The organism is Arthrobacter sp. FW306-04-A (assembly GCF_044358315.1).
Classification (GTDB): domain Bacteria; phylum Actinomycetota; class Actinomycetes; order Actinomycetales; family Micrococcaceae; genus Arthrobacter.
The window spans coordinates 1425750-1450571 of the sequence record NZ_CP084559.1; the positions used below are offsets into that span (position 1 = coordinate 1425750).

At 63.1% G+C, this 24822-nt stretch carries 24 protein-coding genes and 1 pseudogene; 16 read left to right on the forward strand and 9 right to left on the reverse strand.

Going from position 1 to position 24822, the window contains the following annotated elements; all coding sequences use genetic code 11:
* Position 1 precedes the first annotated feature (1 nt).
* The 4 genes from LFT43_RS06505 to LFT43_RS06520 are packed head-to-tail and all read left to right on the forward strand — an operon-like array spanning position 2 to position 4180.
* Positions 2-781, forward strand: a complete 780-nt coding sequence (locus LFT43_RS06505; protein WP_395801708.1) for an SDR family oxidoreductase — start codon at positions 2-4, stop codon at positions 779-781.
* Positions 778-1665 carry a sugar phosphate isomerase/epimerase family protein gene (locus LFT43_RS06510; RefSeq protein ID WP_395801709.1) on the forward strand — a complete coding sequence of 296 codons (888 nt, stop codon included), beginning with the start codon at positions 778-780 and terminating at the stop codon, positions 1663-1665. The genes LFT43_RS06505 and LFT43_RS06510 overlap by 4 nt, the downstream gene beginning before the upstream one ends.
* Positions 1662-2687, forward strand: a complete 1026-nt coding sequence (locus LFT43_RS06515; protein WP_395801710.1) for a Gfo/Idh/MocA family protein — start codon at positions 1662-1664, stop codon at positions 2685-2687. Before LFT43_RS06510 ends, LFT43_RS06515 begins: the two co-directional genes overlap by 4 nt.
* Positions 2687-4180, forward strand: a complete 1494-nt coding sequence (locus tag LFT43_RS06520; RefSeq protein ID WP_395801711.1) for a CoA-acylating methylmalonate-semialdehyde dehydrogenase — start codon at positions 2687-2689, stop codon at positions 4178-4180. The genes LFT43_RS06515 and LFT43_RS06520 overlap by 1 nt, the downstream gene beginning before the upstream one ends.
* Positions 4181-4727: 547 nt before the next feature.
* On the opposite strand, the gene LFT43_RS06525 is transcribed toward LFT43_RS06520, so the two are convergent.
* Positions 4728-5834, reverse strand: coding sequence for a hypothetical protein (locus tag LFT43_RS06525; protein ID WP_395801712.1), 1107 nt, complete (start codon positions 5832-5834; stop codon positions 4728-4730).
* A 271-nt stretch (positions 5835-6105) separates the two neighbouring features.
* Between LFT43_RS06525 and LFT43_RS06530 the strand changes: the two genes are divergently transcribed.
* Positions 6106-7296 carry an acyl-CoA dehydrogenase family protein gene (locus LFT43_RS06530; RefSeq protein WP_395801713.1) on the forward strand — a complete coding sequence of 397 codons (1191 nt, stop codon included), beginning with the start codon at positions 6106-6108 and terminating at the stop codon, positions 7294-7296.
* Between the two features lie 201 nt (positions 7297-7497).
* Here the strand turns inward: LFT43_RS06530 and LFT43_RS06535 are convergent.
* A pseudogene (locus LFT43_RS06535) lies at positions 7498-7902 on the reverse strand (peptidoglycan DD-metalloendopeptidase family protein); the annotation flags it as partial.
* Between the two features lie 434 nt (positions 7903-8336).
* On the opposite strand from LFT43_RS06535, the gene rpsB reads away from it, so the two are divergent.
* From rpsB to LFT43_RS06565, 6 genes are all read left to right on the forward strand, one after another.
* Positions 8337-9245: a 30S ribosomal protein S2 gene (rpsB, locus tag LFT43_RS06540; protein WP_395801714.1), complete on the forward strand. Its 909-nt coding sequence runs from the start codon at positions 8337-8339 to the stop codon at positions 9243-9245.
* 121 nt (positions 9246-9366) lie between these two features.
* On the forward strand, positions 9367-10203 hold the full coding sequence (tsf, locus tag LFT43_RS06545; protein WP_184735951.1) for a translation elongation factor Ts: 837 nt from the start codon (positions 9367-9369) through the stop codon (positions 10201-10203).
* 145 nt (positions 10204-10348) lie between these two features.
* Entirely contained in the window at positions 10349-11086 is a 738-nt protein-coding gene (pyrH, locus tag LFT43_RS06550) for a UMP kinase (RefSeq protein ID WP_395801715.1), read from the forward strand.
* Positions 11087-11188: 102 nt separating this feature from the next.
* Positions 11189-11746, forward strand: a complete 558-nt coding sequence (frr, locus tag LFT43_RS06555) for a ribosome recycling factor (protein WP_395801716.1) — start codon at positions 11189-11191, stop codon at positions 11744-11746.
* On the forward strand, positions 11746-12669 hold the full coding sequence (locus LFT43_RS06560) for a phosphatidate cytidylyltransferase (protein WP_395801717.1): 924 nt from the start codon (positions 11746-11748) through the stop codon (positions 12667-12669). Before frr ends, LFT43_RS06560 begins: the two co-directional genes overlap by 1 nt.
* A gap of 21 nt (positions 12670-12690) precedes the next feature.
* The gene (locus LFT43_RS06565) at positions 12691-13275 is read left to right on the forward strand and encodes a DivIVA domain-containing protein (RefSeq protein ID WP_395801718.1); all 585 of its coding nucleotides are present in this window, start codon (positions 12691-12693) and stop codon (positions 13273-13275) included.
* Between the two features lie 37 nt (positions 13276-13312).
* Here the strand turns inward: LFT43_RS06565 and LFT43_RS06570 are convergent, their stop codons facing one another.
* The 4 genes from LFT43_RS06570 to LFT43_RS06585 are packed head-to-tail and all read right to left on the reverse strand — an operon-like array spanning position 13313 to position 17045.
* The gene (locus tag LFT43_RS06570) at positions 13313-14788 is read right to left on the reverse strand and encodes a cation acetate symporter (protein WP_395801719.1); all 1476 of its coding nucleotides are present in this window, start codon (positions 14786-14788) and stop codon (positions 13313-13315) included.
* Positions 14785-15147: a hypothetical protein gene (locus LFT43_RS06575; protein WP_395801720.1), complete on the reverse strand. Its 363-nt coding sequence runs from the start codon at positions 15145-15147 to the stop codon at positions 14785-14787. Before LFT43_RS06575 ends, LFT43_RS06570 begins: the two co-directional genes overlap by 4 nt.
* Positions 15144-15863 carry a LytR/AlgR family response regulator transcription factor gene (locus LFT43_RS06580; protein WP_395801721.1) on the reverse strand — a complete coding sequence of 240 codons (720 nt, stop codon included), beginning with the start codon at positions 15861-15863 and terminating at the stop codon, positions 15144-15146. Before LFT43_RS06580 ends, LFT43_RS06575 begins: the two co-directional genes overlap by 4 nt.
* A gap of 15 nt (positions 15864-15878) precedes the next feature.
* Entirely contained in the window at positions 15879-17045 is a 1167-nt protein-coding gene (locus tag LFT43_RS06585; RefSeq protein WP_395801722.1) for a sensor histidine kinase, read from the reverse strand.
* Between the two features lie 164 nt (positions 17046-17209).
* Here LFT43_RS06585 and LFT43_RS06590 point away from each other — a divergent pair, with 164 nt between their 5' ends.
* Positions 17210-17587: a DUF485 domain-containing protein gene (locus LFT43_RS06590; RefSeq protein ID WP_395801723.1), complete on the forward strand. Its 378-nt coding sequence runs from the start codon at positions 17210-17212 to the stop codon at positions 17585-17587.
* A complete protein-coding gene (locus tag LFT43_RS06595) occupies positions 17584-19200 on the forward strand; it encodes a cation acetate symporter (RefSeq protein WP_395801724.1) in 1617 nt (538 codons plus the stop codon). The genes LFT43_RS06590 and LFT43_RS06595 overlap by 4 nt, the downstream gene beginning before the upstream one ends.
* A gap of 84 nt (positions 19201-19284) precedes the next feature.
* Here the strand turns inward: LFT43_RS06595 and LFT43_RS06600 are convergent, their stop codons facing one another.
* The 3 genes from LFT43_RS06600 to LFT43_RS06610 form a co-directional block, all read right to left on the reverse strand.
* Positions 19285-19848 (reverse strand): hypothetical protein, encoded by a 564-nt coding sequence (locus tag LFT43_RS06600; protein WP_395801725.1) that lies wholly within the window; start codon positions 19846-19848, stop codon positions 19285-19287.
* Between the two features lie 29 nt (positions 19849-19877).
* Entirely contained in the window at positions 19878-20291 is a 414-nt protein-coding gene (locus tag LFT43_RS06605) for a DUF4383 domain-containing protein (RefSeq protein ID WP_395801726.1), read from the reverse strand.
* Positions 20292-20522: 231 nt separating this feature from the next.
* Complete coding sequence (locus LFT43_RS06610) at positions 20523-21008, reverse strand: Lrp/AsnC family transcriptional regulator (protein ID WP_395801727.1); 486 nt, start codon at positions 21006-21008, stop codon at positions 20523-20525.
* Positions 21009-21202: 194 nt separating this feature from the next.
* Between LFT43_RS06610 and pdhA the strand changes: the two genes are divergently transcribed.
* The 3 genes from pdhA to LFT43_RS06625 are packed head-to-tail and all read left to right on the forward strand — an operon-like array spanning position 21203 to position 24800.
* Complete coding sequence (gene pdhA / locus LFT43_RS06615) at positions 21203-22369, forward strand: pyruvate dehydrogenase (acetyl-transferring) E1 component subunit alpha (protein ID WP_395801728.1); 1167 nt, start codon at positions 21203-21205, stop codon at positions 22367-22369.
* On the forward strand, positions 22369-23379 hold the full coding sequence (locus tag LFT43_RS06620; RefSeq protein ID WP_395801729.1) for an alpha-ketoacid dehydrogenase subunit beta: 1011 nt from the start codon (positions 22369-22371) through the stop codon (positions 23377-23379). Before pdhA ends, LFT43_RS06620 begins: the two co-directional genes overlap by 1 nt.
* On the forward strand, positions 23376-24800 hold the full coding sequence (locus tag LFT43_RS06625; RefSeq protein ID WP_395801730.1) for a dihydrolipoamide acetyltransferase family protein: 1425 nt from the start codon (positions 23376-23378) through the stop codon (positions 24798-24800). The genes LFT43_RS06620 and LFT43_RS06625 overlap by 4 nt, the downstream gene beginning before the upstream one ends.
* The last annotated feature ends 22 nt before the right edge of the window (positions 24801-24822 follow it).

Genomic DNA, 24822 nt, shown 5'->3' on the forward strand with positions numbered 1-24822 from the left:
CATGCCGCTTCTCCAAGACAAAGTGATCCTCATCAGCGGAGGTACCCAAGGTTTGGGGGCCGGAGTCGCACGCCGCGCAGCTGCCGAAGGTGCGGCCGGGATCGCTGTCACGGGCCGGAACGCGGACTCAGGCGAAAAGCTCGCCTCCGAGATCACAGCCTCCGGCGTCGAGACCCGGTTCATCAAGACCGACCTCGCCGACGTCGAACAGGCCCGGAACTCGGTGCTCGAGACGGTCAACATCTTCGGGCAGCTCGACTGCGCGGTCAATGCGGCAGGCCTGACCACCCGCGGCACCATGCTGGACACCACGCCGGAGCTTTTCGATGCGCACATCGCCGTGAACCTGAAGTCACCGTTCTTCATCATGGCGGAGACCATCAAGCATCTTCGTAGCAGGGGTGTGCCAGGAAGCATCGTGAACGTCATCTCCATCGCCGAACTCGGCGGGCAGCCGTACTTGGCGCCGTATGTGGCGGCCAAGGCCGGCCTGGCCGGGGCAACCCGCAACGCGGCACATGCGCACCGTTGGGAAAAAATCCGGATCAACGGGCTCGACATCGGCTGGACCGCCACGGACGGCGAAGCCGAAACCCAAAAGAAATTCCACGGCGCAGGGGAGGACTGGCTGGAGAAAGCCAACGCATCCGTTCCCATGGGAAAACTCGGACAAGTGGACGAGATCGCCGAATTCATTGTCTTTCTCCTCTCCGACAGGAGCGGAGTCGTCACCGGCTCGGTCATCGACTGGGACCAGAACGTATACGGAGGATCAGATTGAGCACCATCACCAAGCGCATTGCCGCAGCCCCCATTTCCTGGGGCGTCTGTGAAGTCCCCGGATGGGGCCACCAACTCGAGGCGGACCGAGTCCTGTCGGAAATGACGGCGCTGGGCATCAGCGCTACCGAGTTCGGCCCCGCGGGGTTCCTCCCCGAAGAGGCTGCCCAGCGCGCGGAGGTGCTGAAGCGGCACAACCTCCAGGCGATCGGCGGCTTCTTCCCCGTCATCCTGCACGATCCGTCCAAGAACCCCTTGGATGTTGTGGCGGCTGAGCTGGATGCCTACGAAGCTGCCGGGGCCAGCATCATGGTCCTCGCCGCGGAGACCGGCGTTGCAGGTTACGATCAGCGCCACGAGCTCGACGCCGAAGGCTGGGAGCTGTTCGGCAAGAACCTCGACGCGGTGGTCAAGGCCGCGGCGGACAAAGGCATCCAGGCGGTGGTCCACCCGCACGTGGGAACCATGATCGAAAGCACCTCGGACGTGAACCGTGTCCTGAACGACACCGCCGCAAACCTGTGCCTGGACACGGGCCACCTGCTCATCGGCGGGACCGACCCCGCCCTTCTGGTTCGCGACTACGCCTCGCGGATCGGCCACACCCACCTGAAGGACGTGCGAACCGCCGTGGCGCAGCGTGTCCAGGCCGGGGAAATTTCCTACACGGACGGCGTCAAGGCAGGCATGTACGTGCCCCTGGGGCAAGGCGACGTCGGCATCGCCGGAATCGTCCGCAACCTGCTGGACGTCGGCTACGAGGGCTGGTTCACCATGGAGCAGGACACCATCCTCGAAGCCGAACCCACCGACGACGGTCCGGTCCACGATGTCCGTCAGTCCGTGGCCTTCCTGCGTCAACTGGAAACGGAAATCAACCGATGAGCGCGGTCCGCTGGGGAGTGCTGACCACGGCACGGATCGCCCAAGGTCGGTTCCTGCCAGCCATGAGCAGGGCTCGGAACGCCGTGGCGTCGGCCATCAGCAGTCCGAACGGAAAGGCAGCCGAAGTTGCAGAGCGCTTCGGCATTCCGGCCGCCTATTCGTCCCACGAGGAATTGCTGGCCGATCCAAGCATCGAAGCCGTCTACCTGCCGTTCCCTAACTCGCTGCACGCCGACTGGATCGTGGCTGCCGCCGAGGCGGGGAAAGACATCCTTTGCGAGAAGCCCCTCGTCGCCAACACCCATGACTATCGCCGGGTCCTGGAGGCCTGCGAACGCAACGGGGTGAACCTTATGGAAGCGTTCATGTACCGCTTCCACCCCCAGCACCAGAAGGTCCGTGAGTTCATCGACTCGGGCAAGATCGGCGAGTTGGTGTCCATGCACGCCCGCTTCCACTTCGTCATGGACCGAAGCGAAGGCGAGGTCCGCCTCCAGCCGGGAATGGACGGAGGTGCGCTCAACGACGTCGGATGCTACGCCGTCGACATCATGAACATGGTCATGGGCCGTGCGCCGCAAACCGTCTACGGCAAAGGCGCCAGCCGCACGGACCCGGTGGAAACCACTATGGCCGCGATCCTGGACTATGGGGACGTCTTGGGGACGCTGGACTGCGGCTTCGAAGGCCCGCGCATCAATACGTTCCAGATCATCGGTACGAAAGGCCATATCACCCTGGATAAGGCCTTCGACCCGGACCCCGGCGAAATTGCCCGCGTTACCGTGTCCTTCCGCGACGGACGAGCCGAGTCTGTCGACATCGGGGAAGACCCGTTCAAGACCGAAATCGAACGGTTCAGCGCGTGGGTGCGCAACTCCGGGCCTGAACTCGTCCACAGGGAATTGACCGAACAGAACCTGGCCGTCCGTCTGGCGCTCCAGGAATCACTCGCCACCGGATTGCCGCGCGATGTCAAGGACGTACATGCCGTGGAGCACCACCTACTACAGGAGCAGTAATGACCATCATCAACCATTTCATCAGCGGAGCCGAGAGTGCCGGCAGTGGAACAGGCACCAAGCCCGTCTACAACCCGGCCACGGGTGCCGTAACGGCCGAGCTGCGGCTGGCTAACCCGGCCGATCTCGAAACCACTGTCGCTGCCGCAAAAAAAGCTGCTGCGTCCTGGGGCGACATTTCCCTGGCCAAGCGCACCGCCGTGCTTTTCAAATTCCGCGAACTCGTCGCCGCCCACGTTGACGAGCTCGCCGCACTGATCACCGCCGAGCACGGCAAGGTCCTTAATGATGCGAAGGGCGAGATCGGCCGTGGCCTGGAAGTGATCGAGTTCGCGTGTGGTATTCCGCAGTTGCTCAAGGGCGAGTATTCGGATCAGGTCTCCACCGGGATCGATGTGTTCTCCTTCCGGGAGCCCGTCGGCGTCGTTGCCGGGATCACCCCGTTCAACTTCCCCGTGATGGTTCCCTTGTGGATGGCGCCGATGGCGATTGCCGCCGGCAATGCGTTCATCCTCAAACCTTCCCACCGTGTGCCATCGGCCGCGATGCTGCTGGCCAAGCTCTGGAAAGACGCCGGCCTGCCCGACGGCGTGTTCCAGGTCCTGCACGGTGACCGCGAAGTCGTCTCCGGCCTGCTGACCCACCCGGACGTGGACGCGATTTCCTTTGTCGGTTCCACCCCTGTGGCAAAGCACATCCTGGAAGTGGCCACCGCACACGGCAAGCGGGTCCAGGCCCTGGGCGGCGCGAAGAACCACGCCATCATCATGCCCGACGCCGACCTGGACAACGCCGCCGACCACCTGGCCGCCGCCGCGTTCGGTTCCGCAGGACAACGCTGCATGGCAATCTCCGTTGCGGTCGCCGTCGGCGATGCTGCCGATCTGCTGGTCAAGAAAGTCGAAGAGCGCGCCCTGGCCGTGAAGGTCAAGAACGGCACCGAAGCCGACGCCGACATGGGTCCCGTGATCAGCCCCGAATCCCGTGCGTTCATCGTCAAGACTGTCACCGAGGCAGAGCGGGCCGGCGCCGCGATGGTCGTCGACGGCCGCGACCTGGTGGTCCCTGGCCATGAAGAAGGCTTCTGGATTGGTCCTACCGTGATCGACCACGTGAACACTGAAATGAGCGCTTACCGGGAGGAGATCTTCGGACCCGTCCTCGTAGTGGTCCGGGTGGAGGACCTGGACGAAGGCATCAAGCTGATCAACGCCAATCCGTATGGCAACGGCACCGCGATCTTCACCTCCTCGGGAGCCAACGCCCGCAAGTTCCAGCGTTCCGTGGACGTCGGAATGATCGGCATCAATGTGCCTTTGCCGGTTCCTGTTGCTTACTACTCCTTCGGGGGCTGGAAGGCCTCGCTCTTCGGGGACAAGCACATCTACGGTCCCGAGGGGGTGTCCTTCTACACCCGCGGCAAGGTCGTCACCTCCCGCTGGCCCGAGTCGGCCCACGCCTCGGGAGCCTCGTACAACTTCCCGTCCAACTAGCCCGGAGTTACGTCGGCCTCGCGCCCGGATTCGCTGAGTTTCCGGGCGCGAGGCTCTTTCGGGTTAACATTTGTAGACAGAAAAGTGGCGTGTCGCTCTGTCAGAGAGAAGAAGTCGCACCGGGATCGGCGCGGCCGAGATAGCCCCGAACGCCTGATGAAAGATGAGGGCATCGGCAGGGGTTTTGATGGTAGGCGTTTCCATGGTCCTTCTCCTTAACTGACAGCCGGCGTCTGCCGGGTTCGCCAGATTTCGGCAACTTTCTGATAGAGGATCTACTGACCGATATGCTTCACCGCCACTGGTAGAACGTCTGCGCAGGAATCTGTAACTGGGTGCAGATGTCTTTCGAGGTCAGCCATTGTTCATCGGCAATTTCCTCCGTGGTGCTGCGTTCTGGCATCGTGGTCATCCCAGTCTCGGTCGTGTCTGCTGTTAGATCGCCGCGGAAGAGCCAGCTGTGTCCTTGGTTCAAGTCCGGGTAGCCCTACCCGAAAAGAGCCCCTGAGCTGCGGAAACGCAGGTCAGGGGCTCCTTGATGTGACGGTTACTCGCCGGCGCTCTTGCCGTCCTTCGAGTTGTCCTCAGCGCCGCCGGTGAACATCAATCCTTTGGGGTGAATGGCGGCCAGTTCCTTGATAGGAGCGAGAGCGCCAGTGCTCAGGTCAAGGTTTGCCAGGTACGCCGGGCCCGCATCGGGTACCACTGTGGAGACCGCCTGGCCTGCCTTGAATGGACCCGTCACGGAGAACACCTTGTTGTCCTTCGGATCGGTGACCAACAGGGTTTGGTTGGAGTGGGCCGCGAACACGGTGTCATCCAGGGGCTGGGCAACCGACAGCACCTGGAGTGTTTGCTTGCCACTGCCCGGGTTGGAGGCGAAGATCAGCTGTTGGTCACCTTGTGCATCAAGCATGAAGGAGTCCTTGAATCGCGGAGCAGAAGCCGGAACCAGGGTGTTGGAGTCCGGGTCCGTGAGGGCCAGCGTGGCTTCTTTTCCGGCTTGGGGGCCGTTCGCCGCCTTCGCCGTGGCATTGTCGCTGAAAAGGGGCGTCAGCTTGGCCGTGGTGCCTTCCAGCGCCACGGAATAGGCGGCGGGACCCGAAGTGTCTGCAGGGGCCGAGGCGCTGACGAGAATCTTCCCGTTGACGACAGATACCGCGTCGGTTCCACCGCCGTGGGTGAGGCCCGAATACGCGTACGTGGCCAGCGGTTTCGCCTGGTCCGGGTTGAGGGTGGAGAAGCTGGAATTGCCGTCCTCGTTGGTTGTGAGGAGCAAACGGTGGTGTTCCGGGTCGGCCGTCAGCCCATCAACCTTGCCGGTGATTTGCCAGGATTTTCCCGGCTTGCCGTCGAGGCTGAACTGCTGCACGGTGCTGGCCGTGATCCCGGTATCGGACGGCTCACCCAAAGGGCCAACGCCGTTCTGGAACGAGACGTACACGGAGTCGCCCATCCGTGTGATGTCGTCCGGAGCGGACTCGTTGCCGACCGGGGAAAAGGACTTCACGGTGTATCCGCCCGGCGCGGCGTGACTTTCACCCTCATCCGCAGCGGAGGCGGGCATTGCCACGGACGCAATCGTGGAGGCAGCAACAGCCGCGCCCACCAGTGCCATCGAAGTGCGCTTGAGCTTGTTCGGTGTGACAGGCATTTGAAAATCGTCCTTAGTTTGGGGAAACGATGTCATAACCAAGCTAATGAAGCGGGCTGGGAGCGCCCCGTGCAAACTTCCAACAGCCGGGGGCATGGAGGTTAACGGGAGCTGTCCAGGGCGAGCGGGAACTGGGGGGCTGCGGTGCGATATTGCCCGGGAAGCGGTCTCCCGCCTGCTTCGCGGAGGCGTTGCTTGGCGGGACGGTTGCTTGTGCGGAGGGCTGGCATTGAGGTAAGTTACTCGCCAGTAACTTACGCAAAGGAGCGCCATGCCCAAGGCAGCAATCGACCTCGAGAACCTCCCGTACGCCGATGGCGACTTCTATGGCTTTGAGCAACTTCTTACAGCCAAGGAGCAGGACCGGATGGCTGAAATTCGGGCCTTCCTCTCCCGCGAGGTCAAGCCGATTGCGGTCGACTGCTGGAACCGGGGGGAGTTCCCCATGGAGCTGATCCCCAAACTGGCTGAGATCGACCTCGTGAGCCCGGTGAGGCGGCAAGGCTATTCCAATCTGTTTGCAGGCCTCGTCCATGCCGAGGCAACCCGTGCGGATGCCTCGATTGCCACATTCATGGGCGTCCACGACGGTTTGTTCACAGGGTCCATCGAGGCGCTGGCATCTCAGGAGCAGCAGGACGCTTGGTTGCCGGACATCTACTCCCTCAAAAAGATCGGAGCTTTTGGGCTGACTGAACCGCTGGGTGGTTCGGACGTCGCGGGCGGCACCCGGACCACCGCGCTCCGCGACGGCGACAACTGGATCCTCAATGGAGCCAAGCGCTGGATCGGCAACGCCACGTTTTCCGACTGGGTGGTGATCTTTGCCCGCGACCTCGCAGACAACCAGGTCAAAGGCTTCATGGTGGACACGAGCCTCCCGGGATTCAAAGCCACCAAGATCGAGAACAAGATTTCGCTGCGCACAGTCCAGAACGCCGATATCACTCTCGAAAATGTCGTGATTCCTGACTTCTTCAAACTGGCCAATGCCAACAGCTTCAGGGATACCAACAAGGTCCTCAAAGTCACGCGGCTTTCGGTGGCCTGGCAAGCGGTGGGGCAGCAGCTTGCAGCGTTCGACGTTGCCCGCCGCTATGCGGCGGGTCGGATGCAGTTTGGGAGGCCCCTGGCTTCGTTCCAATTGGTGCAGCAACAACTCGTTCAGATCCTGGGCAACACGGTCAGCTCCATGGGCATGGTGGTCCGGCTCGCGCAGCTCGAGGATGCCGGAGTGGCCAAGGACGAGCAATCCGCGTTGGCGAAAGCATTCACCACGGCCCGCATGCGCGAAAGCGTTGCCCTGGGCCGCGGCATCCTGGGCGGCAACGGCATTGTCACGGACTTTGAGATGGCCAAGATCTTCGCCGACGCCGAGGCAATCTACTCCTACGAAGGCACCCACGAAATCAACACCCTCGTGACGGGGCGGGCTATCACGGGGATTTCCGCCATCGTCTAGGCGTCCACTCGGGACTTGGCGATCCACAGGGGAAGGTGAGTCTTCCGTGCGGTCCCCGGCAATGGAAGCAATGCCCTGGCTTAGCGGCATCAACTCCAGCGGCAGCAACACGGACGGGCGGAGATCGGTTACGAAGGCAAGCGGGTTGACGTAGTCCTCCCCGCGTCGCACCCCCCAGTGGATGCAAGGTGATCCGGAGCAGTGCCCCGCCTCGACCACGCCGATTGCCCGGCCCTTGATCACTGTGGAGCCCTCTTTGAGTTCGCTGCTCACGGGTTCAAAGCTGCTGCGGAGCCCGTCGCCGTGGTCGATCACGATCACCGGCCTGTCCACCACGACGCCTACGAAGCTCACGGTGCCGTCGGCAGGGGCGGTGACCGGGCCGCCGTCGCCGGCCGCTTGCAGATCTACGCCGCGGTGCCCGCTTTGCCAGGGTTTGTCCGGAGGGTCGAAACTACGCACGACGGCGGGCTTGGGGGAGAGCGGCCACGCCCAGTCCGGGCGGGAACTGGCGGCGGCTGCGCCGGATCCCGGGGCGGACGCGGCGGGCGTCGCGCCCAAAGCCAGTACCAAGAGCAGAAGGACCAGAAGATTTGCCGTTCTCATGGAGCAAGCCTTCGTCAGCCCGGTGAGTCTCGGAAGCCGCAAGACTGACTATGTGGAAAACCCGACGGGAAAACGCGGGAATGCGGAGCCTGGACTCCGTGCAATTGCGGTCAAGAGGGTGGGGGCTCTGTAGTACACTTGGTGGAGCAGTTTGCTGTGCCCTCAAGCTTGTTCAGAAGCGCTTCTCATTCAGTTGCGCGGGGGCTCCAGGCTGACTACGCGTATCCACCCCTCCAACTGCGAATCCTTGCGGATTCAACGCTGCGGAGGATTGTGCCTCTTGCGGTCCGGTGAGTCATTGGCCGGATGAGAAGTGCAATGGATGCCAGGAGCCAGATCCCTTTCGGGTTCGGCTAACTAACCGTCAACTATTGGCAGGGTAAGAGCGGCCCGTGTGGCGCTCTCATGAATGACCTGCCGGAAGGAGCGTCGGCATGCCCGTCGTAACTATGCGCCAGCTGCTTGACAGCGGCGTCCACTTTGGACACCAGACCCGTCGTTGGAACCCGAAGATGAAGCGATTCATCTTCACGGAGCGCAACGGCATCTACATCATTGACCTTCAGCAGTCACTGTCCTACATCGACCGCGCTTTCGAGTTCGTCAAGGCTACTGTCGCCCACGGCGGCACCGTCCTGTTCGTCGGCACCAAGAAGCAGGCCCAGGAAGCAATTTCTGAGCAGGCTACCCGCGTTGGCCAGCCGTACGTCAACCAGCGTTGGTTGGGCGGCATGCTCACCAACTTCCAGACCGTTGCCAAGCGCATCCAGCGCATGAAGGAACTCGAAGAGATCAACTTCGAGGACGTTGCAGGCTCCGGTTACACCAAGAAGGAGCTCCTGCTCCTCAAGCGCGAACTCACCAAGCTGGAAACCAACCTGGGTGGTATCCGCAATCTGACCAAGGCTCCTTCCGTTCTGTGGGTTGTTGACACGAAGAAGGAACACCTGGCTGTTGACGAAGCCAAGAAGCTGAACATCCCGGTTGTTGCCATCCTGGACACCAACTGCGACCCCGACGAAGTTGATTTCCCGATCCCGGGTAACGACGACGCCATCCGCTCCGTAAACCTGCTGACCCGCGTGGTTGCTGACGCTGTTGCTGAGGGCCTCATCGCCCGTAACCAGCGGGCAACCGGTGCTGCAGAGGCTCCGGAAGAGCCGCTGGCCGAGTGGGAGCGCGAGCTCCTCGAAGGCAGCAAGGCCGAAGCTGCTGAAGCTCCGGCAACCGAAGCTCCGGCAACCGAAGCTCCGGCAACCGAAGCTCCGGTTGCGGAAGCCGCTGAAGCCCCGGCCGCCGAGGCCACCGAAGCTGCTGCCGGCGAAGCCGAAGCAGACAAGTAAATCCGGATCTTTCCTGCGCCTGATATCGGTGCGGGGAGCTACTGACAGGATGGCGGCCCACTAGGTGGGCTGCCGTCCTGTCAGTCCGTAAACACATAAATTTCTAGACAGAGGGGTTCACATGGCGAACTACACTGCTGCTGACATCAAGGCCCTGCGCGAGCGCACCGGCGCCGGCATGATGGACGTCAAGAAGGCTCTTGACGAGGCCAACGGCGACGCCGAGAAGGCCATCGAGATCATCCGCATCAAGGGCCTCAAGGGCGCTACCAAGCGTGAAGGCCGCTCCACGGCTGAAGGCCTGGTTGCAGCCAAGGTCACCGACGGTGTTGGCGTAATGATCGAGGTCAACTGCGAGACCGACTTCGTCGCCAAGGCTGACAAATTCATTCAGCTGGCCGACAAGGTCCTGGCTGTCGCTGTCGAGTCCGGCGCTGCCGACCTCGAGACTCTGCTGGCCATCGACGTCGACGGCAAGCCCCTGTCCGAGGTTGTCGTCGAAGAAGGCGCAGTCCTCGGCGAGAAGGTCGTCGTCCGCCGCATCGCCCGCATTGAAGGCGGCACGGTTGACGCTTACCTGCACAAGACCTCCAAGGACCTCCCGGCCCAGGTCGGCGTCCTGTTCGCTGTTGAAGGCGAGGGCGACGCCGCTGCTACCGCAGCTCACGACGTTGCCGTCCACGTTGCAGCCATGGCTCCGAACTACTTGAGCCGCGAAGACGTCCCGGCCGAACTCGTCGAGTCCGAGCGCCGCATCGCAGAAGAGACCGCGAAGGCTGAAGGCAAGCCGGAAGCCGCTCTCACCAAGATCGTCGAAGGCCGCGTGACGGGCTTCTACAAGGGTGAGGTTCTCCTGGACCAGGCATTCGCCAAGGACTCCAAGAAGACCGTTGCCCAGGTTCTCGAAGAGGCCGGCGTCAAGGCAACCGCAGTCGCTCGTTTCCGCGTAGGAAACTAGTAAGACTTCAAAAGGGGTGGTCACTGCGGTGGCCGCCCCTTTTGCGTGCAATGGCAGGCGCGCGCCGCGTGCACCCACAGCCGGTGGCTTTCTGCCCGGCCCACAGCAAGATAATCTAGCCAGAGTCCACAAACGGGAAGGCACCATGGAAACCGAGAACACTGCAAACCAGCCCGGAAAGACCCGCCGCCGAGTGCTGCTGAAGCTGTCCGGCGAGGTCATCGGCGGCGGAAAGCTCGGTGTAGACCCGGAGACCGTCCGCGCTATCGCCAAGCAGATCGCCGCAGCCGTTTCCGAAGTCGAGGTGGCAATCGTGGTAGGCGGCGGCAACTTCTTCCGCGGCGCCGAACTCTCCCAGAGCGGCATGGACCGCTCCCGCGCCGACTACATGGGCATGCTGGGCACCGTGATGAACTGCTTGGCGCTGCAGGATTTCCTGGAGCAAGCGGGCGTCGAGACCCGCGTCCAGAGCGCCATCACCATGGGCCAGGTGGCGGAGGCCTACATCCCGCGGCGGGCTATCCGCCACATGGAGAAGGGCCGCGTGGTCATTTTCGGCGCAGGCGCGGGACTTCCGTATTTCTCCACCGACACCGTCGCCGCCCAGCGTGCGCTCGAAGTACATGCCGACGTCGTCCTGATGGCGAAGAGCGGCGTGGATGGCGTGTACACGGCAGATCCCAAGAAGGATCCCACGGCCGAGAAGCTTGAAAAGCTCAGCTATGACGAGGCCCTGCGCCGTGACATCCGAGTGATGGACCAGACCGCCATGACCATGTGCAAGGACAACGATTTGTCCATGGTGGTCTTCGGCATGGAAGGCGAAGGGAATGTCACCCGGGCCATCCTCGGTGAAAAACTGGGCACCCTGGTCACTCCCTAGCAAGGGCTAGGATATTTCTAGGACTCTTCCGCCCGCAGGGGCGGAAATTTACTGTGCATCGCGGCCCGTGGAACGGGGCGCGACTATTTCTGAGGAGAAACCATGATCGAGGAAACCTTGCTCGAAGCCGGCGAAAAAATGGACAAGGCGGTCGAGGTAGCCAAAGAGGATTTCGCGACGATCCGTACCGGCCGTGCCAACCCCGGGCTCTACAGCAAGGTGATCGTGGAATACTACGGCACCCCCACGCCGCTGCAGCAACTGGCTTCTTTCGCCATTCCGGACGCCAGGACCATTCTCATCACCCCTTATGACAAGACCGCGATGCGCGACATCGAAAGGGCCCTGAGCGACTCTGAGGTGGGCGCGAACCCGTCCAACGACGGCAACGTCATCCGGATCACCATTCCGGAGCTGACCCAGGAACGCCGCAAGGAATACGTCAAGATCGTCAAGGGCAAGGGTGAGGACGCAAAGGTCAGCATCCGAAGCATCCGACGCAAGGCCAAGGACTCCCTGGACAAGCTCGTCAAGGATGGCGAAGCCGGCGAAGACGAGGGCGCCCGTGGCGAAAAGGAACTCGACGCCATCACGAAGGCCCACGTCGACGGCATCGACGAGCTCCTCAAGCGCAAGGAAGCCGAGCTGCTCGAGGTCTGATGAGCGAGGCTGAGCCGGCGCCCGCGCAGGGAATCCCCACACGCGCCAGGCGCCAACGGGGCAACCCGACGCCCAAGGCGGGAAGGAATCTTCCGGCCGCCATCGGCGTCGGGCTTGCCATGCTCTTTGCCGTTCTCGGCGGGCTGCTGTTCCTGCCGTTGGGGTTCGTCCTCCTGACCACCGCATTTGCGGTTCTCGGTGTGTGGGAGATTTTCCGCGCGCTTGAAGGCCAGGGAACCCGGATGCCGATTATCCCCGTGATGACCGGCACTGTGGCGATGCCGCTGGCGGCCTACTTCGGTGGCCCTGAGAGCCTGCTCTTTGCCATGCTGCTCAGCAGCGCGGCCGTCCTCCTCTGGCGCTCCCTTGAAAGCGCCGCTGGCGCTCCCCGTAGCGTCTTTGCCGGAATTTTCACCCTTGCATGGGTGCCTTTCCTGATCAGCTTTGCCATCTTGCCCCTCCACACCAGCGGGGGAGCGACGACGGCGGGACTCTGGCCTGCCGGACAGGTTCCGGCAGGTGCCTGGCAGATTGCAGTCATGCTGTTGCTGGTGGTGTCCAACGACACTTTTGGATACCTCGTAGGCGCGCTGTTCGGCAAGCACCCGATGGCTCCCAAGATCAGCCCCAAAAAGTCCTGGGAAGGTTTCGGAGGCTCGGTGGCAGGAGCCATGGTCATCGGGATCCTGGCCAGCGTTTTCGTTCTAGGGAGGCCCTGGTGGGTCGGCGTGGTGCTGGCCGTCGGCATGGTGGCTGCGGCCACCGCCGGTGACCTCGCCGAATCCATGGTCAAACGGGAGCTGGGCGTCAAGGACATGAGCAGCATCCTGCCCGGGCACGGCGGGGTCATGGACCGCCTCGACTCGATCGTCTTCGCGGCACCGGCAGCATTTATTCTTTTCGCGCTGTTGAGCGGCGCCTGACAACCACACAGAAGGAAAGCAGTGGCAGTGGACATTCGTCGCCAGATCCCCGCAGCATTTGAGCGCGTGGAGCGTAGCAAGTACGGCTACAACGCCAAGCAAGTAGACCAGTTCTTCCAGCGCGCCCGGATGTCGTTTGAAAACAGGGCTGAGGCACCGGAAAGAGTCGGCAGCAGCGATGTTCGCGCTGTTTCCTTCGATCCCGTCAAAGGCGGCTACGACGCCACCGCTGTGGACGCCGCCCTGGATCGCCTCGAAGATGCCTTCGCCCGCCGGGAACGTGACGAGCTGATAGCGGCAGAAGGCGAGGAAGCCTGGCTGCTGAAGATCGGCAAACTCTCCGGAGTGTTGCGAGGCCGCCTGCACCGACCCGATGGCCAACGCTTCCGCCGGCCGGAGAAGAAGCGTGCGCGCAGCTACAACATCGCCGAGGTCGACGCCTTGTGCGTTTCCCTGATCGGGTACCTGGAGAATGACAAACCGCTCAGCGTCGACAATGTCCGACGCGCCGCGTTCTCCGAGGCGAGAGGGCACGACGGCTACGAAGAGGCCCAGGTTGATGCATTCCTGGACCGGGTTGTCGAACTCATGGCGGCCATCGACTAGCTTCGGCCAACAAGGCCCGGACCCAAGCCGGCCGCCTTCAGCGGAGCTGGCGTTTCGTGGCCAGCGGCCGTTCCGGGACGTGAAGCCGGGTCATCAGACGGGTCACGGTCTCCGGAATCCGGTGTTTTGTTGCCCGCGAGACCAGTACCATCACGCCAAACGCGGCTGGCACCGTCCAGGCTGCAGGCTGGGCAAGCCAGCCGGGCGCAACGGACGAGCCCATGAAAGTGCTCGCTACCAGCGCACCCCCGCAGAGGACGGCTCCGGTCAATATGCCGGCGATCGCGCCCGTGTCGCTCAGGCCGCGCCACCAAATGCCCAGCAGGAGGACGGGACAGATAGTGGACGCCGTGAAGGCGAAGACCAGCCCTACGCTGCCGGCCAGGGCTGTCGAATCAGTGGTGAATGCAAAGGACAAGGGGACGATGGCGGCCAGGAGTGCAGCGACCCGGAATCCGCGCACGCTCCCGCCCAGAAGGTCCTGGCTGATGACGCCAGCCAGCGAAACCACCAGTCCTGACGTCGTCGAGAGGAACGCCGCAAACGCTCCGGCGACGACCAGTGCCGAGAGAAGATCGCCAGGCACGCCGCCCAGCAGTTTCCCGGGCAGCAGGAGGACCAAGGCATCGGGTTGTCCGTTGCGCGCAAGCTCGGGTGCGAAAACCCGGCCCAGCAGGCCGGACGCTGTCGGGAACAAATAGAAGACAGATAGCAGGCCCAGAACAATGAGGGTGGTCCGGCGCGCCGATTGGCCGTCAGGGTTGGTATAGAAGCGGACCAGGACGTGGGGGAGTCCCAGTGTTCCGAAGAGCAGTGCCACCAGGAGCGAGACGGTCTGATAAAGGCCTGCCGCAGGAAGGCCCGTGGGATTGCTGGATGCCTCCGCCAGGGCCGGCATGCCGGCGTCGGCCTGGTGCATCAACAAGAACACCACCGGGACAGCCAAAGCCGTCAGTTTGAGCCAGTACTGGAAAGCCTGGACGAACGTGATGGAGCGCATGCCACCGGCAACCACAGTCAAGCAGACCACCACGATAACGGCGATGGAGCCCACCCACGAAGGCAAACCTGTGCTGATCCGGATGGTGAGCCCGGCGCCGTGCAGCTGCGGCACTATGTAGAGCCATCCGACAGCCACTACCACGAGGCTCGTGACGCGGCGGACGGCTTTGGACTGGAGCCTGGCTTCCGTGAAATCCGGGATCGTGTAGGCGCCTGATCGGCGCAAGGGAGCGGCGACGAACAACAGCAGCATGAGGTAGCCGGCGGTGTAGCCTACCGGGAACCAGAGGGCGTCTGTTCCCGTCAACAGGATCAGCCCCGCGACGCCCAGGAAGCTCGCCGCAGACAGGTATTCACCGCCTATCGCCGAGGCGTTCCACCAGGGCCGCACAGTGCGTGATGCCACGTAGAAGTCGCCCGTGGTCCGCGAAATACGGAGCCCGTAGAAGCCGATCGCCGCCGTCGCGAGTGCCACCCCCACAAATGCCGCGAGGCCGACGGCGGGGTTCACTTCTCCTCCACGAGATCGCGGTAGCGGGCCTCGTTCCTTGCCGCTGATCGGTTGTATAGCCACGCACTCAGGCCGATGACCGGGTAGAGCGCTACTCCGAGGATGATCCAATTGACGGGGATGCCGAGAATCCGCATTTGTGCCAGGTCCGGGACCAGCGCCACCATGGAGCCGTAGGCGGCCAGCACCAGGAGGAAACCTGAAGCCACCACCACAGCAAGGCGCAACTGCGAACGGATCAGGGACCGGACGAAGACCTGTCCGACGTCCGAGTCTTCGGCCGCCTCACGCGAATGGTATGGACGCGTGGGCGCTAACCTGGCCGCCGACTGCGGGGCGGTGACCCTGACCCGGGTCATCCTTGCGGCCGGATCCGGGTGGCTTCGAGCCTGTCCCGCACGGACGGAAGATGCCTGCGGCTGATCGGCAGTTCTGCCCCGGCCACCGTGACACTGGGGCGTGCCGCGGCCAGTTTCATGTGCCCCACGTGATTGAGGGACATCAGGTAGGAGCGGTGGATGCGGATGAATCCGGCCTCTGCCCATTGCTGTTCGAGGTCGCTCAGCGGCACCCGTATCAAGTAGCTCGCCTCCGCGGTGTGCAACCGGGCGTAGTCGCCCTGGGCCTGGACGTAGCTGACGTCGTCGCGCCGGATCATCCGCGTGGTCCCGCCCTGGTCGACCGTGATCATCTCAGGGACCTTGCTTCCGTCCTTGATGAGTTCACTGATGCGGCTGATGGACCGGGCCAGGCGCTCGGCACGCACCGGCTTCAGCAGATAGTCGACGGCGGCCAGTTCGAACGCCTCGAGAGCACAGTCCTCGTCGGCAGTGACGAAGACGACGGCGGGAGGGTGGGCGCTGTGCGAGATGACGCGGGCGATGTCCAGGCCGGAAACCGCTGGCATATGGATGTCCAGGAAAACAGCGTCGACGGACTCGGCCTCAAGGGCACGGAGGGCTTCCGCGCCCGAGGCCGCCCGATGGATGGTACCGATGCGCTCGTCCTTCCCCAGCAGGAAGGCGAGCTCTTCAACGGCGGGGAGCTCGTCGTCGGCGACGAGTACGTTGATCATGGTTATAGATTAGCCTCAGGCATCATGGCTCGGCTGGGACTTCGGCACGCGCATCGTGATCAACGTGCCTTCGCCCGGCGCGGTCTCGATGACCAGGCCGTGTTCGTCGCCATAAACCTGCCGGAGGCGGGCATCGACGTTTCGTAGTCCAACGTGGTCGCCGTCGGCCTGGCCGGCCAGCACGGAGCGCAGGTGTTCCGGATCGATGCCCACTCCGTCGTCCTCGATAGTGACTTCGGCGAAGGCTCCGGAATCGTTGGCACAAATGGTGATGTGACCCGGTCCTTCCTTCGCTTCAAGCCCGTGGCGCACCGCGTTTTCGACCAGCGGCTGCAGGCTCAGGAAGGGAATCACAGTGCTCAGGACTTCCGGCGCGATCCTGAGGCTCACCTGCACGCGGTCCCCGAAGCGCGCCTTTTCCAACAGCAGGTAGCGGTCGATGCTCCGAAGTTCCTCGGCCAGGGTGGTGAAATCGCCATGGCGCCGGAACGAGTATCGGGTGAAGTCCGCGAACTCCACCACGAGCTCCCTGGCCCTGGCGGGATCGGTGTTGATGAACGAGGCGATGGCGTTGAGTGAGTTGTAGATGAAATGGGGGCTGATCTGCGCGCGCAAGGCCCGGACTTCGGCCTCGATGAGCAGAGTGCGGGAAGCATCGAGTTCGGCCAATTCCACCTGCACGGCTACCCAGTCCGCCAGTTCGCTTGTAGCCCGGACCAGCCCCGCCCCGGCTTGCGGAGCGAAGGCGGCAACGGCTCCCACCACACGGTTCCCGGCCCGGATCGGCGCGATCACGGCGTTCAGCTCGCGCGACGCGGACACAACCACCGTCCGCGCATCGGTGAGCACGCCCGCGGCGAGCCCCATGAGGACGGCTTTCAGTTCTTCCGCCGCGCCGTCCCAGGCCAGGACCGACTCAGTGTCCGTAATAGCCAGGGCGTCGCAGCCGAGCAGGGACCGCAACTGCCTGCTTGCCTTCGCCGCTCCCGCCGCGTGGAGTCCCGTGCGCAGGTGCTGCCCCGCGCGCGACGCCGCGTGCAGGGTTTGGTAGGTGGCCCTCTCGGCGTCCGTGCCCAGCTCGCGGAAGGAGCGGATCACCTTGAGGCCCACCCCGACGACGACCGCCACGGCGAGCACGATGACCGCAATAGCGGCGGCGGTGACGAGCGGGGAATCCGGCATGGAGCAAGACTAGCGAACCCGCCGTTCGGCGCAGCAACGTGTCCGCTGGGCGACGCCTGTACCTATGGATCTGGAAGTGGGGCAGAAGCCGGGCGGATAGTGATTCCAGTCACGTTGGCTAGGAGTGTGTGGTCAATGTAGACATTCACAACCAGGAGGAAACCATGGGTAACGAGGCCCAGACACCGGACGCAGCGGCGTCCGTGGATTTCCAGGAAGTCCAGCAAACGGCGCAGTTCCAGGAGCTCCGCAAGCGCCACCGCAGTTTTGTCTTTCCAATGGCCATCGCGTTCCTGCTTTGGTACTTCGCCTATGTCCTGCTGGCTGACTACGCAGTGGGCTTCATGTCCACCAAGCTGTGGGGCAACATCAACGTCGGCCTGGTCTTGGGCCTGCTGCAGTTCGTCTCGACTTTCGGAATTACGGCCTGGTACGTCCACTACTCCAATCGGAAGCTGGACCCGATCGCCGCGGAAATCCGGAATGAGATCGAGGGCCATGAATTCGACAAGGGCAGTGCAGTGACAGGGGCAACAAAATGAGCGCCATGGTCCCGATGATCAACGTTGCCGCGCTGAAGGACACCACGCTGCTCAACATGGGCATCTTCGCCCTGTTCGTCCTGGTCACCATGGTGATCGTGTTCCGGGCAAGCCGGAACAACAAAACGGCTGCCGACTACTACGCCGCCGGGCGCTCGTTCACGGGCTCGCAGAACGGCACCGCGATCGCCGGCGATTACCTCTCTGCCGCCTCTTTCCTGGGGATTACCGGGGCAATCGCCGTCAACGGCTACGACGGCTTCCTGTATTCCATCGGTTTCCTCGTGGCGTGGCTTGTGGCATTGCTGCTTGTCGCCGAGCTGCTGCGCAACACGGGCAAGTTCACCATGGCCGACGTGCTTTCCTTCCGGCTGCGCCAGCGCCCGGTGCGGATCGCCGCGGCCCTGTCCACCATGGCCGTCTGCTTCTTCTACCTGCTGGCACAGATGGCAGGCGCCGGAAGCCTTATTTCCCTGCTCCTGGGCATCAGCGACTGGGGCGGCCAAGCCCTGGTGATCGTCGTCGTCGGCGCCCTCATGATCATGTACGTGCTGATCGGCGGAATGAAGGGCACCACTTGGGTGCAGATCATCAAAGCCGTGCTGCTTATCTGTGGTGCCGCGGTCATGACCCTTTGGGTGCTGTCCATTTACGGCTTCAACCTTTCGAACCTGTTGGGGGCTGCGGCGGATTCCGCCAAGAACCCCAACGTGCTGAACCCCGGATTGCAGTACGGCAAGACCGAGACCTCCAAGCTGGACTTCCTGTCCCTCGGCCTGGCGCTCGTCTTGGGCACCGCCGCTCTGCCGCACGTGCTCATGCGTTTCTACACCGTGCCCACCGCCAAGGAAGCCCGCAAATCGGTGGTCTGGTCCATCTGGCTGATTGGATTGTTCTACCTGTTTACCCTTGTCCTCGGCTACGGCGCCGCGGCACTCGTCGGGGCGGACACCATCAAGTCCGCTCCGGGCGGCGTCAACTCCGCTGCGCCGCTCCTGGCGTTCCACCTCGGCGGGCCGTTGCTGCTGGGCTTCATCTCCGCGGTCGCGTTCGCCACCATCCTTGCGGTGGTGGCCGGCTTGACCATCACGGCAGCAGCGTCGTTCGCCCACGATATCTATGCGAATGTCATCTCCAAGGGCAAGGTCGACGCCGGAGCCGAGGTCAAGGTGGCGCGGCGGACGGTGGTGGTCATCGGGGTCCTTGCGATCCTCGGAGGTATCTTCGCCAATGGCCAGAATGTCGCCTTCCTCGTGGCGCTCGCCTTCGCGGTGGCGGCATCGGCCAATCTGCCGACCATCGTCTACTCCCTGTTCTGGAAGAAGTTCACTACCCAGGGAGCTACCTGGAGCATGTATGGCGGCCTCGCCGCGGCCGTCATCCTGATCGCGTTGTCGCCAGTGGTTTCCGGTGCCAAGACGTCAATGATCCCGGGCGCCAACTTCGCGATCTTCCCGTTGAGCAACCCAGGAATCGTGTCCATTCCGCTCGCGTTCCTGCTTGGTTGGCTCGGCACCATGCTGGACAAGAGGCGTGAAGACGCGGCGAAACAAGCCGAGATGGAGGTTCGGTCACTGACCGGCATCGGAGCTGAGAAAGCGGTGAATCACTAGGAATTTCCTGCAAGCCAACAAAGCAAGAATCCTTCCCACACATTGTGTGGGAAGGATTCTTGCTGCGGCCGTCGGTTGGGAGGTTTAGTGGTTGTGCCCGCTCGGCAGCGAATGCTCTCCGTGCGGGACGGCGTAATGCCCGGCCACGGAGGCGGCCAGCCCCGGCGTCGTCACTGCTGCGACCACGACGGCGGCGGCAAAGGCTGCCCCCACAAGCGCACCGGTCCGCGGGGGAGCCGCTGCCGTTCCGCCGGCGTCGTCGAGGTACCTCCGGGCCAGCCAGGCAGAGGATCCCAGCGCCATGAGGACGAGGAAAAGAGCAGCCAGGTGCCCGCCGTCGAGCAATCTTTGGGCCACTCCGGCCACTAGCACGGCTACGTGGACCAGCACGGCCGTGATGAGTCCGATGGTTGTTGCTTTACGGAACCGGAGCCGTCCGCGTTGCAGGCTCGCAAGCGATCCCGCGAGCAGCGCCAGGCCCCAGACCGCGAAGATTCCACCCGCCCACATGAGGGGCCCCCGGCTCGAAATGTAGCTTGATGCGATGGAAAGCTCCACAAGCCCGGCCCCCATTCCCGCGAAACACGAAAACAGGGTGACGGATGCTCCGGTGGTCGGTCCTACGGACGTCGCTGCTTGAGCTGACACGGACGGCTCCTTCCGGGGTTCGAGGTCTTCTAGACGTGGGCCCTGGCAGTGTTGGCCGGAACCTTGTCCTGGGAAAGGCCGACGCCTAGAAGTACCACGGCGCTGGCAAGGTGCAGGACGTTGTCCGCGCCGTTTAGGGCAATGATATTCAGCGCGGATCCTACGAGGAACAGGCCGAGTATGCCGACCAACAGATAGACGCCGCCGACCGTGGTGTTGATTGTCTTGGACAGCACCGTGCTGTTCATGCCCGCGTAGAGCAGCGCTCCACCGATAGCGAGGTGAATGATGTTGTGCAGGGGATTTACCGCAAAGATGATCAGGTTGGCACCCTCGGTAGCGAAGAATCCAATCCCCGAGGTGACGAAGAATCCAACGACACCCACGAGCAGGTAGACGGCTCCAAAGATGGTGGCGATCAGGCGGTTGGGCGAAGTGCGCATGGTCCAAACCTTCCGGTATGGCCGGGTTTGAATCCGGCCTGTGTTCGAAACCCCGGACGGGGCTCTCAACCAGATATTCGGACCATGCGGCGCCGTGGATGGGTGTGTGGTGACAATTTTTTCCGGCGCTAGCGCCGGGGCTGGAAGCGGATAGCCTTCATCTTGCATCAATCGCGCATTCCGGCGCGGAACAAGGGCACGCTTCAGCTTCGTCGACGTACGCCAATGGGCTTAGTTGGTGCGGAGCGCCGTCTTTGTTGTGCGGTTCAGCAACGGCTGCACCCGGAACGGAATCAATTCGCCCATGGACATCGCGGTATCGGTTCTCTCCACACCGTCGCACGCCAGGATCTTGCCGTTGATCCGGAACAGGTCCTCGGCGTCGAGCGCTACAACCCGCAGCAAGAGGTCAGCCGATCCGGTGAGCCCGTACCCCTCCAGGATTTCCGGGATTTCGGCGAGTTCCAAAGCGAGCTGTCCGAGCTTCTGCTGCTGCACGTGTACGGAGATGAACGCCATGAGCGGATAGCCGAGGGCGGCAGGGTTGATGCGCCGTTCGAAGGAGAGAAACGCGTGCTTCTTCTCCAGTTGGGCCATCCGTGCCTGGACCGTATTCCGCGATAGTCCCAGCTTCTGCGCCAAGGCCACCACTGTGCCGCGGGGATCCTTTGCCATGGCCGAAAGCAGGCGGGTGTCTGTGCCATCCAAAGCTTGCATAATGCGCAACGTTAGCACGGTGCGAGGGAGCAAGACAGGGCAGAATGCGCAGAATTTTCAACGGTGGTTGTACCCAATGAGCATTGTGAGTAGGGTCACAATTAATCCAGGCGAAGACGCCAGGATGCTGGCCCGCGGCTGGATCACAAGTCCGTCCCAGGCCTGCGAGCACGAGCTGAAAGGTGCGATCAACTGTGTTGACGGACAAAGCCGGCCAGGACGCCTACAAGGCTCCGAACCCCGGAATCAGTGCAGAAAACCCTCGTCGGACCGGCGGAAACCTGGTCCAACTGATTTCCCCCGAGGGGGAACGCATCAGCCACCCGGAGTTCGATCTCTGGGTCAGCGATGTCACGGACGAGCAGCTGTGCTCGCTGTATGAGGACATGATGGTCATCCGCCGCATCGACTCCGAGGCCACTGCCTTGCAGCGTCAGGGGGAGCTGGCCTTGTGGCCGCCGCTGCTGGGGCAGGAAGCATCGCAGATCGGTTCGGGCAGGGCCCTCCGGGATGACGACTTCGTCTTCCCCAGCTATCGGGACAACGGCGTGGCCTATTGCCGCGGAGTGGAGCCAAAGGACCTGGTCCGTGCCTGGCGCGGCAATGCCTCGTCCGGTTGGGACCCGTACCGCCACAACATTGCCACCCAGCAGATCATCATCGGCTCGCAGTCATTGCACGCAACCGGCTACGCCATGGGCATCCAGCACGATGGCGCCGATTCCGTCGCGGTTGCCTACTTCGGCGACGGTGCCACCAGTGAGGGTGACGTCAACGAGGCAATGGTCTTCGCGGCGAGCTTCCAAGTGCCCGTGGTCTTTATTTGCCAGAACAACCATTGGGCCATCTCCGAACCCGTCCGGATTCAGTCGCACATCCAGATCGCCGATCGTGCCTCAGGATTTGGAATCCCCAGCATGCGGGTCGACGGGAACGACGTCCTGGCTGTTTTGGCCGTCACGCGCATTGCGTTGGACAGGGCACGCAAGGGCGGTGGACCGACGTTCATTGAAGCGGTGACCTATCGCATGGGCCCGCACACCACGGCGGACGACCCCACCCGCTACCGCGACGCCAATGAGCTTGAGGACTGGGCGGCCAAGGACCCGATTGCCCGGCTGAAGGCGCTGCTTCGCACCAAGGGCCTGCTGACCGAAGAAGTTGAAGCCAGGACCCAGGCCAAAGCGGACGAGGTGGCCCGGAACCTGCGGGCAGGCGTCATCAATATGCCGGATCCCGCGCCGTTGGACCTTTTCAACCACGTCTACAGCACGCCCAACTCCTGGATCGAACGCCAGAAGGACCATTACTCCCGCTATCTGGAAAGCTTCAGCGGATCCACCCAGGAAGGTGCACTCTGATGAGCAAGCTGACATTCGCCCGCGCCATCAATGCCGGCCTGCGCAAGTCCCTCGAGAGCGATCCCAAAGTTGTCCTCATGGGTGAGGACATCGGGGCCCTCGGCGGTGTTTTCCGGGTGACCGACGGCCTCCAGAAGGACTTCGGCAAGCACCGCGTGGTTGACACCCCCTTGGCCGAATCCGCGATCATCGGCACAGCGGTCGGACTGGCCTACCGCGGCTACCGTCCGGTCTGCGAAATCCAATTCGACGGCTTCATTTACCCGGCGTTCGACCAGATTGTCAGCCAGGTCGCCAAGATGCACTACCGGACACAGGGCCGGGTCAAGATGCCCATCACCATCCGGGTTCCTTTTGGTGGCGGGATCGGCTCACCCGAGCACCACTCCGAATCCCCGGAGGCCTACTTCACCCACACCTCTGGACTGCGCGTCATCAGCGTCTCCAACCCGCAGGATGCGTACACCATGATCCAGCAGGCCATCGCCTCGGACGATCCGGTGCTCTATTTCGAGCCCAAGCGCCGTTACCACGACAAGGGCGAAGTGGACGAGACTGCAGATCTTTCCACTGCGCTGTCCATGGAAAAGGCCCGGGTGGTCTCCGCAGGCAGCGACGTCACGTTGGTGACGTATGGCCCGCTCGTGAAGACCGCCAATGACGCAGCCATGGCCGCCTCCGATGAAGGAATCTCCGTGGAGGTTATCGACCTGCGCTCTCTGGCCCCGATCGACTTCCCGGCAGTGGAGGCGTCTGTCCGCAAGACCGGCCGGCTGGTCATCACCCATGAGGCTGCGCAGTCCGGCGGGCTCGGTGCGGAAATCGCCGCGAGCATCACCGAGCGCTGCTTCAACTACCTGGAATCGGCGCCAGTCCGGATCACGGGGTTCGACATCCCTTACCCGTACTCAAAGCTCGAGATGCACCATCTGCCGGATATGGACAGGATCCTTGACGGCGTGGACCGGGCACTTGGCCGCGGTAACTCCCTGAGCGGCCTGGAAGGATGAGCGCCACGATGATCAAGGAATTCAGGCTTCCGGACCTCGGCGAGGGACTCACCGAGTCGGAAATTCTCAGCTGGAAGATTGCGGTGGGGGACACCGTGACCTTGAACCAGGTCATTGCCGAGGTGGAAACGGCCAAGGCCGTGGTTGAACTTCCCTCGCCTTTCGCGGGAACCGTGGCCGCCTTGCACGAGCAGGCCGGTTCGGTTGTGGAGGTCGGCAAGCCGATCGTCTCCTTTGAAGTCGACGACGCCGGAGCCTCGCCGTCAAGTGTTGCAGGTTCCGATGCGGGCACTTCCGGTGTGGTCGCCCCCGCGGGCAGCCCGGTGGAAGCCGCGGCGAAACGTGAGCCGAACCTCGTAGGCTATGGTGCCGTCGTCGAAAAGTCCGGACGCCCGGCCCGACGCCAGCGCGCGTTTGACGGACGCGCCGCCGAACGCGAGCCGGTCCCGGAGTCCGTTCCCGCCGTCGAGCCCGCCCCACCTCTCGCGGTTCCCAGCGAGCCGACTGCGGAACAAGAGCGGCCGCGGTCCACCCCTCCGGTCCGCAAGTTCGCTAGGGATCTTGGAATTGACCTTGAACTGGTCAAGGGAACCGGGCCTGCGGGGCTCATCACCCGTTCGGACGTCCAGGACTTCGCGGCTGGGCCACAGGTCCAGATATTGGGCCGCGTCGGTGCTCCGACCGCCCCGGCCGGCGTGCCCGCCGTCGGGACCTCCGTTGAACGCGAGACTCGCACGCCCATCAAGGGAGTTCGCAAATTCACGGCCGCTGCCATGGTGCAAAGTGCATTCACGGCGCCACATGTGACGGAGTTCCTGACCATTGACGTCACGCCCACCATGGAACTGCTGACGCGGCTAAAAGCCAGCCGCGAATTTGCAGGGTACAAACTCACGCCGTTGACCATAGCGGCCAAGGCAGTGCTTATTGCCCTGCGCAGGAACCCGACGCTGAACTCCCGCTGGGACGAGGCCGCACAGGAGATCGTGCAGTTCAATTACGTGAACCTGGGCATCGCGGCAGCCACGCCGCGGGGACTGACTGTTCCCAACATCAAAGACGCGGACAAGATGACGCTGGTGGAACTGTCCACCGCGTTGTCCGAGCTCACGGACACGGCACGCTCGGGAAAGACCTCTCCGGCAGATCTCACGGGCGGGACCATTTCGATCACCAACATCGGTGTCTTCGGGATCGACGCGGGAACCCCCATCTTGAACCCGGGCGAGGCTGCGATCGTGGCGCTGGGATCGGTGCGGAAGGCTCCATGGGTGCACAACGACGAACTCGCGGTGCGCCAGGTGATGTCGCTGAGCCTGTCTTTCGACCACCGGTTGGTGGACGGTGAACAGGGTTCGAAATTCCTGGCCGACCTGGGCGCGATCCTGTCCGACCCTGCAACAGTCATGACCATGATCTAGCCCTCGCGGCCGTTCCGACGGT

Coding starts and splice junctions, on each gene's coding strand:
- LFT43_RS06505 (WP_395801708.1), top strand. CDS start 2: ATGCCGCTTCTCCAAGACAAAGTGATCCTCATCAGCGGAGGTACCCAA.
- LFT43_RS06515 (WP_395801710.1), top strand. CDS start 1,662: ATGAGCGCGGTCCGCTGGGGAGTGCTGACCACGGCACGGATCGCCCAA.
- LFT43_RS06520 (WP_395801711.1), top strand. CDS start 2,687: ATGACCATCATCAACCATTTCATCAGCGGAGCCGAGAGTGCCGGCAGT.
- LFT43_RS06525 (WP_395801712.1), bottom strand. CDS start 5,834: ATGCCTGTCACACCGAACAAGCTCAAGCGCACTTCGATGGCACTGGTG.
- LFT43_RS06530 (WP_395801713.1), top strand. CDS start 6,106: ATGCCCAAGGCAGCAATCGACCTCGAGAACCTCCCGTACGCCGATGGC.
- rpsB (WP_395801714.1), top strand. CDS start 8,337: ATGCCCGTCGTAACTATGCGCCAGCTGCTTGACAGCGGCGTCCACTTT.
- tsf (WP_184735951.1), top strand. CDS start 9,367: ATGGCGAACTACACTGCTGCTGACATCAAGGCCCTGCGCGAGCGCACC.
- pyrH (WP_395801715.1), top strand. CDS start 10,349: ATGGAAACCGAGAACACTGCAAACCAGCCCGGAAAGACCCGCCGCCGA.
- frr (WP_395801716.1), top strand. CDS start 11,189: ATGATCGAGGAAACCTTGCTCGAAGCCGGCGAAAAAATGGACAAGGCG.
- LFT43_RS06560 (WP_395801717.1), top strand. CDS start 11,746: ATGAGCGAGGCTGAGCCGGCGCCCGCGCAGGGAATCCCCACACGCGCC.
- LFT43_RS06575 (WP_395801720.1), bottom strand. CDS start 15,147: ATGACCCGGGTCAGGGTCACCGCCCCGCAGTCGGCGGCCAGGTTAGCG.
- LFT43_RS06580 (WP_395801721.1), bottom strand. CDS start 15,863: ATGATCAACGTACTCGTCGCCGACGACGAGCTCCCCGCCGTTGAAGAG.
- LFT43_RS06585 (WP_395801722.1), bottom strand. CDS start 17,045: ATGCCGGATTCCCCGCTCGTCACCGCCGCCGCTATTGCGGTCATCGTG.
- LFT43_RS06590 (WP_395801723.1), top strand. CDS start 17,210: ATGGGTAACGAGGCCCAGACACCGGACGCAGCGGCGTCCGTGGATTTC.
- LFT43_RS06595 (WP_395801724.1), top strand. CDS start 17,584: ATGAGCGCCATGGTCCCGATGATCAACGTTGCCGCGCTGAAGGACACC.
- LFT43_RS06605 (WP_395801726.1), bottom strand. CDS start 20,291: ATGCGCACTTCGCCCAACCGCCTGATCGCCACCATCTTTGGAGCCGTC.
- LFT43_RS06610 (WP_395801727.1), bottom strand. CDS start 21,008: ATGCAAGCTTTGGATGGCACAGACACCCGCCTGCTTTCGGCCATGGCA.
- LFT43_RS06620 (WP_395801729.1), top strand. CDS start 22,369: ATGAGCAAGCTGACATTCGCCCGCGCCATCAATGCCGGCCTGCGCAAG.
- LFT43_RS06625 (WP_395801730.1), top strand. CDS start 23,376: ATGAGCGCCACGATGATCAAGGAATTCAGGCTTCCGGACCTCGGCGAG.